The following is an 882-nucleotide window of genomic DNA, read 5'->3' on the forward strand; positions in this document are numbered from 1 at the left end:
GCGACTAGGACGGCGTCCTCGGACCCGACACTCTGCTGGGCCAGCCCGGTCAGGATGCCGTCGGGGCCGATCTCCAGGAAGCGGGAGACCCCCCGCGACTCCAACTCCCGGACGTTGTCGGCGAATCGGACCGCGTCGCGGACGTGGCTCACCCAGTACTCGGGGTCGGTGAAGCTACCGGACGCCACCACCGCGATCTTCGGCTCGGCGAACGTCAACCCGCCGACCACAGCGCGGAATTCGTCCAGCATCGCGTCCATCAGCGGCGAGTGGAAGGCGTGCGACACGCTCAGCCGCTTGGTCCGCTCGAAGCCCGCGGCGATCTCCAGCACGGTGGCCTCGTCACCCGAGACCACCACCGAGCGGGGGCCGTTGACCGCCGCGATGCTCACCAGGTCGGTCAGCAGCGGCAGGACCTCCGCCTCGGTGGCCTCGATCGCCACCATCGCACCACCGGCGGGCAGTTCCTGCATCAGCCGACCACGCGCGGAGACCAGCTTGGCGGCGTCGGAGAGCGACAGCACCCCGGCCACATGCGCAGCCGCGATCTCACCCACGGAGTGCCCTGACACGAAGTCAGGCCGCACACCCCACGACTCCACCAACCTGAACAGCGCCACCTCGAAGGCGAACAGCGCCCGCTGCGTGTTCACCGTACGGTTCAGCTCATCGGCGTCCTCCCCCCACACCACATCCCGCAGCGAACCACCCAGCTCACCCAACACCTCGTCAAACGCCGCCGCGAACACCGGGAACGCACCGTGCAGCTCACGCCCCATCCCGAGCCGCTGCGACCCCTGCCCCGTGAACAGGAACGCCGTCCGGCCGCCCTTCGCCTGACCGGACACACCCCCGCCCTCGGCCAGCGCCCGCAGCCCTGCC

The 882-nt window shown here is 70.3% G+C and carries 1 protein-coding gene; it reads right to left on the reverse strand.

The features are described from left to right. Window positions 1–779 (reverse strand): acyltransferase domain-containing protein (locus ABD323_RS41975; protein WP_425556350.1); only part of this gene is annotated, 779 nt, incomplete at its 3' end. Between the last annotated feature and the right edge of the window lie 103 nt (window positions 780–882).

This window comes from Kitasatospora nipponensis, from assembly GCF_039528135.1.
Classification (GTDB): domain Bacteria; phylum Actinomycetota; class Actinomycetes; order Streptomycetales; family Streptomycetaceae; genus Kitasatospora; species Kitasatospora nipponensis.